The sequence below is a fragment of the Variovorax sp. 01T439_2 genome (assembly GCF_056398445.1).
Genome location: NZ_JBFTPJ010000107.1, coordinates 1 through 9,587 on the forward strand (window position 1 = coordinate 1; position 9,587 = coordinate 9,587).

Here is a 9,587-nt window from a genome sequence, read left to right on the forward strand (position 1 = left end):
TCCCCGAGGGCTTCCTGAACGAAGTGCACGTGGTCATCCACACGCTGTCGCTCAACCCCGAAGTCGACGCCGACATCGCCGCCATGATCGGCGTGAGCGCCGCGCTGTCGATCTCCGGCATTCCGTTCAGCGGCCCGATCGGTGCTGCCCGCGTGGGCTACATCAACGGCCAGTACGTGCTGAATCCGGGCCAGACCGCCCGCAAGGATTCGCAGATGGACCTCGTGGTGGCCGGCACCGAAGCCGCCGTGCTGATGGTCGAGTCCGAAGCACGGCAACTCAGCGAAGAAATCATGCTGGGCGGCGTGGTGTTCGGCCATGAGCAGGCCAACATCGCGATCAATGCGATCCATGAACTCGTGCGCGACGCCGGCAAGCCGGTGTGGGACTGGCAAGCGCCGGCCGAAGACGAAGCCTTCGTTGCCAAGGTCAAGAGCCTGGCCGAGGAAAAGCTGCGCGCCGTCTACCAGATCCGCAGCAAGCAAGCCCGCACGCAAGCCCTGCGCGAAGCCAATGCCAGCGTGATGAACACGCTGAAGGAAAGCGGCGAGCCCTTCGACGCCGGCAAGGTCAACGACCTGCTGTTCGCTATCGAATCGAAGATTGTCCGCAGCCAGATCCTGTCGGGCGAACCGCGCATCGACGGCCGCGACACGCGCACCGTGCGCCCCATCGAGATCCGCAACTCCGTGCTGCCGCGCACCCACGGCTCGGCGCTGTTCACGCGCGGCGAGACGCAGGGCCTGGTCGTCACCACGCTCGGCACCGAACGCGACGCGCAGCGCATCGACGCGCTGGCCGGCGAGTACGAAGACCGCTTCCTGTTCCACTACAACATGCCTCCCTTTGCCACCGGCGAAGTGGGCCGCATGGGCTCGACCAAGCGCCGCGAAATCGGCCACGGCCGACTGGCCAAGCGCGCGCTCGTCGCCGTGCTGCCGACCAAGGAAGAGTTCCCCTACACCATCCGCGTGGTGTCTGAAATCACCGAATCCAACGGCTCCTCGTCGATGGCCTCGGTGTGCGGCGGCTGCCTCTCGATGATGGACGCCGGCGTGCCGATGAAGGCCCACGTGGCCGGCATCGCCATGGGCCTCATCAAGGAAGACAACCGCTTCGCGGTGCTGACCGACATCCTGGGCGACGAAGATCACCTGGGCGACATGGACTTCAAGGTGGCCGGCACGACCAACGGCATCACCGCGCTGCAGATGGACATCAAGATCCAGGGCATCACCAAGGAAATCATGCAGGTCGCACTGGCCCAGGCCAAGGAAGCGCGCATGCACATCCTCGGCAAGATGCAGGAAGCCATGGGCGAGGCCAAGACCGAGGTGTCGCAGTTCGCACCGCGCCTGACCACGCTGAAGATCAACCCCGAGAAGATCCGCGACGTGATCGGCAAGGGTGGAGCGGTCATCCGCGGCCTGCAGGAAGAAACCGGCACGACGATCAACATCGACGAAGACGGCACCATCACCATCGCCTCGACCGACCCTGAAAAGGCCGAGTTCGCCAAGAAGCGCATCGAGCAGATCACGGCCGAAGTCGAAATCGGCAAGGTCTACGAAGGCCCGGTCACCAAGATCCTGGACTTCGGCGCGCTCATCAACCTCCTGCCCGGCAAGGACGGCCTGCTGCACATCAGCCAGATCGCGCACGAACGCGTCGAGAAGGTGACCGACTACCTGAGCGAAGGCCAGATCGTCAAGGTCAAGGTGCTCGAGACCGACGAGAAGGGCCGCGTCAAGCTGTCCATGAAGGCCCTGACCGAGCGTCCGGCCGGCATGGAATACAGCGAGCGTCCGCCGCGCGAAGACCGTGGCGACCGCGGTGACCGCGGCGGCGAACGCCGCGAGCGTTCGGACCGCGGCGACCGTGGTGGCGATCGCGGCGAACGCGCTCCGCGTTTCAGCAGCGAGCAGCAACAGCAGCCGCGCAGCAACGAGCAGCAGCCGGCACCCGTCGGCGAGCAGCCGTACGCACCGCGCGATTCGCAAGAGTAAGAAAGCAGGGCGCGGCGGCAGACATGCCGCTGCCGTCCCGTTTTCCAGTATTCGCTAACCACGCCCGGAAACGGGCGTTGCAGGCCAAAGACCATGAAAGCCATTGAAATCACTTCGTACGGCGCCCCCGAGGTGCTGCGCGCCGTGGAGCGCCCCGATCCGGTGGCCGGCGTGGGCGAACTGCTGATCCGCGTCGCGGCCAGCGGCGTGAACCGTCCGGACGTGCTGCAGCGCAAGGGGCACTACCCGGTTCCGCCGGGCGCCTCCGACCTGCCGGGCCTCGAAGTGGCCGGCGAGATCGTGTCGGGCGACGCCGCGGCCCTGGCCGAGGCGGGGTTCAAGGTCGGCGACCGCGTCTGCGCGCTGATCGCGGGCGGAGGCTATGCCCAGCTGTGCGTGGCGCCCGTGGCGCAATGCCTGCCGGTGCCCAAGGGCTGGAGCGACATCGAGGCCGCCTCGCTGCCCGAGACCTTCTTCACCGTCTGGAGCAATGTGTTCGAGCGCGGCCGCCTGCAAAAGGGCGAGACCCTGCTGATCCAGGGCGGGACCAGCGGCATCGGCGTGACGGCCATCCAGATCGCCAAGGCGCTGGGTGCCACCGTGATCGCCACGGCCGGCAGCGACGACAAGTGCGAGGCCTGCAAAAAGCTGGGTGCCGACCACGCCATCAACTACCGCACGAGCGACTTCGCCGAAGAGGCGAAGAAGCTCACCGGCGGCAAGGGCGTGGACGTGGTCCTGGACATGGTCGCGGGCGACTACGTGGCGCGCGAGATCGAATGCATGGCCGAAGACGGCCGGCTCGTGATCATCGCGGTGCAGGGCGGCGCCAAGAGCGACTTCAATGCGGGCCTGGTGCTGCGCAAGCGGCTGGTGATCACCGGCTCCACGCTGCGTCCGCGGCCGGTGGCCTTCAAGGGGGCCATTGCCAAGGCGCTGCGCGAGAAGGTCTGGCCGCTGCTCGAAAGCGGCGCGGTCAAGCCCGTGATCCACAGCACCTTTGCGGCCGATGGCGAACCCAGCGGGGCAGCGCAGGCGCATGCGCTGATGGAATCCAACCAGCACATCGGCAAGATCGTGCTGACATGGTGACGGACAACAACACGATGACCACGAAAAAGAAGCTGATCGCGGGCAACTGGAAGATGAACGGCAGCCTGGCTGCCAACGAGGCGCTGGTGAAGGCCCTGCAGCAGGGCCTGGCCGCGGCGCCGGCCAGCTGCGGCATCGCGCTTTGCGCGCCGGCCCCGTATTTCGCGCAGCTGCAATCGCTGCTGGCGGGCTCCTCGGCCATGGCGCTGGGGGCACAGGACATCTCGGCGCATCCGCAGGGTGCGTTCACGGGCGAGCATTCGGCCGTCATGCTGAAGGATTTCGGCGTGCGCTATGCCATCGTCGGCCATTCGGAGCGCCGCCAATACCATGGCGAGACCGATGAGGCGGTGGCGGCCAAGGCGGCGGCTGCGCTCGCGAACGGCATCACGCCGATCGTCTGCGTGGGCGAGACGCTGGCCGAGCGCGAAGCAGGGCGCACCGAAGAAGTCGTCAAGCGCCAGCTGGCCGCGGTGATCCACGTCAATGGCCATTGCATCAGCGAGATCGTCGTGGCCTACGAGCCGGTCTGGGCCATCGGCACCGGCAAGACGGCCACGCCGGAACAGGCGCAGGCGGTGCATGCCGTGCTGCGCGCACAGCTGCACCATGCCGCGAGCGAGCACGCCGCCGGCATCTGCATTCTTTATGGCGGCAGCATGAACGCGGCCAACGCCGCGCAGCTCTTGGCGCAGCCCGACATCGACGGCGGCCTGATCGGCGGCGCGTCGCTCAAGGCCCCCGACTTTTTGCAGATCATTTCCGCCGCTTCCCGCTGAACGCGGGCAGTGGCCGACATCAATTAGGAGTAAGAACGAATGAATGTGGTCCTCAATCTACTGGTCGGCGTGCAGATGCTGTCGGCCCTTGCAATGATCGGGCTGATCCTGATCCAGCACGGCAAGGGCGCCGACATGGGCGCGGCCTTCGGCAGCGGCAGCGCGGGCAGCCTGTTCGGTGCGAGCGGCAGTGCGAATTTCCTTTCGCGCACCACGGCAGTGCTGGCGGCGGTATTCTTTGCATGCACCTTGCTGCTGGCCTACTTCAGCCACGCACGGCCTGCGGGCGGCGGCAGCCTGCTGGAGCGCGCGGCCGTCGGTACGCCGGCAACGCCCGCTTCGGGCGCGGCAGGGCAGATTCCGGGCGGCACCTCGGGCGCGGCGCCTGCCGGTGCACCTGCTTCGGCGCCTGCCGCACCCGTTTCGGGCGCGGGCCAGATCCCGAACAAATAATCAAGTTGTTTTCATGAAGCTGTCAGTGAGAAACTGCTTCATTTCAGGGTAAACTCTAAAGCTGTTCGGAAAGCCAAACACCTTTCCAGGTACCTCATGCCATCCGAACAAAAAACCGCGGTCGTGGTGAAATTGGTAGACACGCTATCTTGAGGGGGTAGTGGCGAAAGCTGTGCGAGTTCGAGTCTCGCCGACCGCACCAAATCTCACCGGCAGAAAACCTCATCCAGAGTGTTTTCCTGCCGGTGGCAAGCGGTGAAAAATCTCCCGATGAACCTCGATTCCTATCTCCCCGTCCTCTTGTTCATTTTGGTCGGTGTCGGTGTAGGTGTCGCACCGCAAGTCATCGGCTACATCCTGGGTCCCAACCGGCCCGACGCAGCGAAGAACGCTCCCTACGAGTGCGGCTTCGAGGCCTTCGAGGATGCGCGCATGAAATTCGACGTGCGCTATTACCTCGTCGCCATTCTCTTCATCCTGTTCGATCTCGAGATTGCCTTTCTCTTTCCATGGGCCATTGCGCTCAAGGAAATCGGCGCCGTCGGCTTCTGGGCCATGATGATCTTTCTCGCCATCCTCGTCGTGGGCTTTGCCTACGAGTGGAAAAAAGGCGCGCTCGACTGGGAATGACAAGGAATCGACAAAATGGCCATTGAAGGCGTCATGAAGGAAGGCTTCGTCACCACCACCTACGACTCGGTGGTGAATTGGGCGAAGACCGGATCACTTTGGCCGATGACTTTCGGTCTGGCCTGCTGTGCCGTCGAAATGATGCACGCAGGCGCAGCCCGCTACGACATCGACCGTTTCGGCATGCTGTTCCGGCCCAGCCCGCGCCAGTCCGATCTGATGATCGTGGCCGGTACGCTGTGCAACAAGATGGCGCCGGCACTGCGCAAGGTCTACGACCAGATGCCCGAGCCGCGCTGGGTTCTTTCCATGGGCTCGTGCGCCAACGGCGGCGGCTACTACCACTACAGCTATTCGGTGGTGCGCGGCTGCGACCGCATCGTGCCGGTGGATGTCTACGTGCCGGGTTGCCCGCCCACCGCCGAAGCGCTGCTCTACGGCGTGATCCAGCTGCAGCAGAAGATTCGCCGCACCAACACCATTGCGCGCGCCTGAGGGATTGCCGACGATGACTGATTTTGCAATTTCGCCGGAGGTGCTGCGCGCCACCATTGCCGAGACGCTTGGCGCTCGCGCCAAGAGCGTGACGCTCGCACTGGGCGAGGTAACCGTAGTGGTTGCTGCCGACGCCTACATCGAGGCGGCCATGCTGCTGCGCGATGCGCCCGGCTGCCGCTTCGAGCAGCTGATCGACCTCTGCGGCATGGACTACTCCGACTACCGCGAAGGCGAGTGGCAGGGCGAGCGCTATGGCGTCGTCACGCACCTGCTGTCGGTGAGCCTCAACCAGCGCGTGCGCCTCAAGGTGTTTGCGCCGAACGAAGACCTGCCCGTGGTCGACTCGCTCCAGCCCGTGTGGAACGCTGCCACCTGGTTCGAGCGCGAAGCCTTCGACCTCTACGGCATCGTGTTCGAAGGCCACGACGACCTGCGCCGCATCCTGACCGACTACGGCTTCATCGGCCATCCGTTCCGCAAGGACTTCCCGGTGTCGGGCCACGTCGAGATGCGCTACGACGAAGAGCAGAAGCGCGTGGTCTACCAGCCGGTATCGATCGAGCCGCGTGAGATCACGCCGCGGGTCATTCGCGAAGACAACTACGGCAGCGGTTTGCACTGATATGGCCGAAATCAAGAACTACACACTCAACTTCGGTCCCCAGCATCCGGCCGCCCACGGCGTGCTGCGCCTGGTGCTCGAGCTCGACGGCGAAGTGATCCAGCGCGCCGATCCGCACATCGGCCTCCTGCACCGCGCAACCGAAAAGCTCGCCGAATCGCGCACCTTCATCCAGTCGCTGCCGTACATGGACCGTCTCGACTACGTGTCGATGATGAGCAACGAGCACGCCTACTGCCTCGCCATCGAGCGGATGATGGGCCTGGACGTGCCGATCCGCGCGCAGTACATCCGCGTGATGTTCGCCGAGATCACCCGGCTGCTGAACCACCTCCTGTGGCTCGGCGCACACGGCCTGGATTGCGGCGCGATGAACATGCTCATCTACTGCTTCCGCGAGCGTGAAGACCTGTTCGACATGTACGAAGCCGTGTCGGGCGCGCGCATGCATGCGGCGTACTTCCGCCCGGGCGGCGTCTACCGCGACTTGCCCGATGCGATGCCGCAGTACAAGGTCAGCAAGATCAAGAACGCGAAGGCGATCGAGAAGCTCAACGAGAACCGCCAGGGCTCGCTGCTCGACTTCATCGACGACTTCTGCAAGCGCTTCCCCGGAATGGTCGACGAGTACGAAACGCTGCTCACCGACAACCGCATCTGGAAGCAGCGCACCGTGGGCATCGGCGTGGTGACGCCGGAGCGCGCGCTGAACCTCGGCTTCACCGGCCCCATGCTGCGCGGCTCGGGTGTCGAATGGGACCTGCGCAAGAAGCAGCCCTACGACGTCTACGACCAGATGCAGTTCGACGTGCCGGTCGGCAAGACCGGCGACTGCTACGACCGCTACCTCGTGCGCGTGGAAGAAATGCGCCAGGCCAACAGGATCATCCAGCAGTGCTCGGCCTGGCTGCGCGCCAACCCCGGCCCGGTGATCACCGACAACCACAAGGTCGCCGCGCCCGCGCGCGAATCGATGAAGGCGAACATGGAGGAGCTGATCCACCATTTCAAGCTCTTCACCGAAGGCTTCCACGTGCCCGAAGGCGAAGCGTATGCCGCCGTCGAGCACCCGAAGGGCGAGTTCGGCATCTACCTGGTGAGCGACGGCGCCAACAAGCCGTACCGCCTGAAGATCCGCGCGCCCGGCTTCCCGCACCTCGCCGCCCTCGACGAAATGTCGCGCGGCCACATGATCGCCGACGCTGTCGCGGTGATCGGCACGATGGACATCGTGTTCGGCGAAATCGACAGGTGAGAAAGAGCGAATGACGACTTCCTCGACCCACCATGACACGGCGCCCTCGGCGCCTTCTGCTCCTCTGAAGCCTGCGATTCTCGAGCGCTTTGCGCGCGAAGTCGCCAAGTACCCCGAAGCGGGCAAGCAGTCGGCCGTGATGGCCTGCCTGGCCATCGTCCAGCAGGACGAAGGCTTCATCAGCATGCAGCGCGAGCGCGAGATCGCCGAGTACCTTGGCATGGCGCCGATCGCCGTGCATGAGGTCACGACCTTCTACAACATGTACAACCAGCACCCGGTGGGCAAGTTCAAGCTCAACGTTTGCACCAACCTGCCGTGCCAGCTGCGCGACGGCGTCACCGCGCTGGTCCACCTCGAGAAGAAGCTCGGCATCAAGATGGGCGAGACCACGGCCGACGGCATGTTCACGCTGCAGCAGAGCGAATGCCTGGGTGCCTGCGCCGATTCGCCCGTGATGCTGGTCAACGACCGCACCATGTGCAGCTTCATGAGCAACGAGAAGCTCGACCAGCTCATCGACGGGCTGCGTGCTTCCACCAAAGGGGAGGCCGCCTGATGTCGCCCGAACAAGTGCTCCAGCAATTCCAGGCCACGGGCGTCCAGACCTGTTTCCATGACCGCCACATCGAGCCGCAGATCTATGCCGGCCTGAACGGCACCAACTGGCGCCTGGCCGACTACGAGGCGCGCGGTGGCTACAAGGCGCTGCGCAAGATCCTCACCGAGGGCCTCACGCCCGACCAGGTGATCGCCGAAGTCAAGGCCTCGGGCCTGCGCGGCCGCGGCGGCGCGGGCTTCCCCACGGGCCTGAAGTGGAGCTTCATGCCCCGCCAGTTCCCGGGCCAGAAGTACCTCGTCTGCAACTCCGACGAAGGCGAGCCGGGCACGTGCAAGGACCGCGACATCCTGCAGTTCAACCCGCACATCGTGATCGAAGGCATGGCCATCGCCGCGTATGCGATGGGCATCAGCGTGGGCTACAACTACATCCACGGCGAGATCTTCCAGAGCTACGACCGCTTCGAGGAAGCCCTCGAAGAGGCGCGCGCCGCCGGCTATCTCGGCGACAAGATCATGGGCAGCACGTACAACTTCCAGTTGCACGCCGCCCACGGCTTCGGTGCCTACATCTGCGGCGAGGAAACCGCGCTGCTCGAATCGCTCGAAGGCAAGAAGGGCCAGCCGCGCTTCAAGCCGCCGTTCCCGGCGAGCTTCGGCCTCTACGGCAAGCCGACCACCATCAACAACACCGAGACCTTCGCGGCGGTGCCCTGGATCATCAACAACGGCGGCCAGGCCTACCTCGAATGCGGCAAGCCGAACAACGGCGGCACCAAGATCTACTCGGTGAGCGGCGACGTCGAGCTGCCGGGCAACTACGAAGTGCCCATGGGCACGCCGTTCTCCAAGCTGCTCGAACTGTGCGGCGGCGTTCGCAAGGGCCGCACGCTCAAGGCCGTGATCCCCGGCGGATCGTCGTCGCCGGTGCTGCCGGCTTCGATCATGATGGAATGCACGATGGACTACGACTCCATCGCCAAGGCCGGCTCCATGCTGGGCTCGGGCGCGGTGATCGTGATGGACGACAGCCGGTCGATGGTCGAGTCGCTGCGGCGCCTCTCGTACTTCTACATGCACGAATCCTGCGGCCAGTGCACGCCGTGCCGTGAAGGCACGGGCTGGCTGTACCGCGTGGTGGACCGCATCCACAACGGGCAGGGCAGGGCGTCGGACATGGACCTCTTGAACTCCGTGGCCGACAACATCCAGGGCCGCACGATCTGCGCGCTCGGCGACGCGGCGGCCATGCCGGTGCGCGCCATGATCAAGCACTTCCGTCACGAGTTCGAGGCCCTGGTTCCGGGCTACGTCCCGAAGGCGCCGGTCCAAGCCTGAGCGCGAGAAGAAACATACTCATGATCGAAATCGAACTCGACGGCAAGAAGGTCGAAGTGACCGAAGGCAGCATGGTGATGCATGCGGCCGACAAGGCGGGCACCTACATCCCGCACTTCTGCTATCACAAGAAGCTCAGCATCGCGGCCAACTGCCGCATGTGCCTGGTCGACGTGGAAAAGGCGCCCAAGCCGATGCCGGCCTGCGCCACGCCCGTCACGCAGGGCATGATCGTTCGCACCAAGAGCGAAAAGGCCATCAAGGCGCAGCAGTCGGTCATGGAGTTCCTCCTGATCAACCACCCGCTCGATTGCCCGATCTGCGACCAGGGCGGCGAGTGCCAGCTGCAGGAC

At 64.9% G+C, this 9,587-nt stretch carries 11 protein-coding genes and 1 tRNA gene; all 12 read left to right on the plus strand.

Annotation, left to right across the window (positions count from 1 at the left end; genetic code table 11):
- Nucleotides 1–2,006 (plus strand): polyribonucleotide nucleotidyltransferase (gene pnp, locus AC1DOC_RS07605; protein ID WP_478129613.1); only part of this gene is annotated, 2,006 nt, incomplete at its 5' end.
- 93 nt (nt 2,007–2,099) lie between these two features.
- Nucleotides 2,100–3,098 carry an NAD(P)H-quinone oxidoreductase gene (locus tag AC1DOC_RS07610; protein WP_412511382.1) on the plus strand — a complete coding sequence of 333 codons (999 nt, stop codon included), beginning with the start codon at nt 2,100–2,102 and terminating at the stop codon, nt 3,096–3,098.
- Nucleotides 3,092–3,877, plus strand: a complete 786-nt coding sequence (tpiA, locus tag AC1DOC_RS07615) for a triose-phosphate isomerase (RefSeq protein WP_478084541.1) — start codon at nt 3,092–3,094, stop codon at nt 3,875–3,877. The genes AC1DOC_RS07610 and tpiA overlap by 7 nt, the downstream gene beginning before the upstream one ends.
- Before the next feature lie 39 nt (nt 3,878–3,916).
- On the plus strand, nt 3,917–4,330 hold the full coding sequence (secG, locus tag AC1DOC_RS07620; RefSeq protein ID WP_012748608.1) for a preprotein translocase subunit SecG: 414 nt from the start codon (nt 3,917–3,919) through the stop codon (nt 4,328–4,330).
- A 117-nt stretch (nt 4,331–4,447) separates the two neighbouring features.
- Nucleotides 4,448–4,532, plus strand: a tRNA-Leu gene (locus AC1DOC_RS07625).
- Between the two features lie 68 nt (nt 4,533–4,600).
- Nucleotides 4,601–4,960, plus strand: a complete 360-nt coding sequence (locus tag AC1DOC_RS07630) for an NADH-quinone oxidoreductase subunit A (RefSeq protein ID WP_012748607.1) — start codon at nt 4,601–4,603, stop codon at nt 4,958–4,960.
- A 15-nt stretch (nt 4,961–4,975) separates the two neighbouring features.
- On the plus strand, nt 4,976–5,455 hold the full coding sequence (locus AC1DOC_RS07635; RefSeq protein ID WP_012748606.1) for a NuoB/complex I 20 kDa subunit family protein: 480 nt from the start codon (nt 4,976–4,978) through the stop codon (nt 5,453–5,455).
- A 13-nt stretch (nt 5,456–5,468) separates the two neighbouring features.
- Nucleotides 5,469–6,080, plus strand: coding sequence for an NADH-quinone oxidoreductase subunit C (locus AC1DOC_RS07640; RefSeq protein WP_012748605.1), 612 nt, complete (start codon nt 5,469–5,471; stop codon nt 6,078–6,080).
- A gap of 1 nt (nt 6,081) precedes the next feature.
- A complete protein-coding gene (locus AC1DOC_RS07645; protein ID WP_018905852.1) occupies nt 6,082–7,335 on the plus strand; it encodes an NADH-quinone oxidoreductase subunit D in 1,254 nt (417 codons plus the stop codon).
- Nucleotides 7,336–7,345: 10 nt separating this feature from the next.
- Nucleotides 7,346–7,894: an NADH-quinone oxidoreductase subunit NuoE family protein gene (locus AC1DOC_RS07650; RefSeq protein ID WP_012748603.1), complete on the plus strand. Its 549-nt coding sequence runs from the start codon at nt 7,346–7,348 to the stop codon at nt 7,892–7,894.
- Nucleotides 7,894–9,234 (plus strand): NADH-quinone oxidoreductase subunit NuoF, encoded by a 1,341-nt coding sequence (nuoF, locus tag AC1DOC_RS07655; RefSeq protein WP_027729767.1) that lies wholly within the window; start codon nt 7,894–7,896, stop codon nt 9,232–9,234. The genes AC1DOC_RS07650 and nuoF overlap by 1 nt, the downstream gene beginning before the upstream one ends.
- Before the next feature lie 20 nt (nt 9,235–9,254).
- Nucleotides 9,255–9,587 (plus strand): 2Fe-2S iron-sulfur cluster-binding protein (locus AC1DOC_RS07660; protein ID WP_478129614.1); only part of this gene is annotated, 333 nt, incomplete at its 3' end.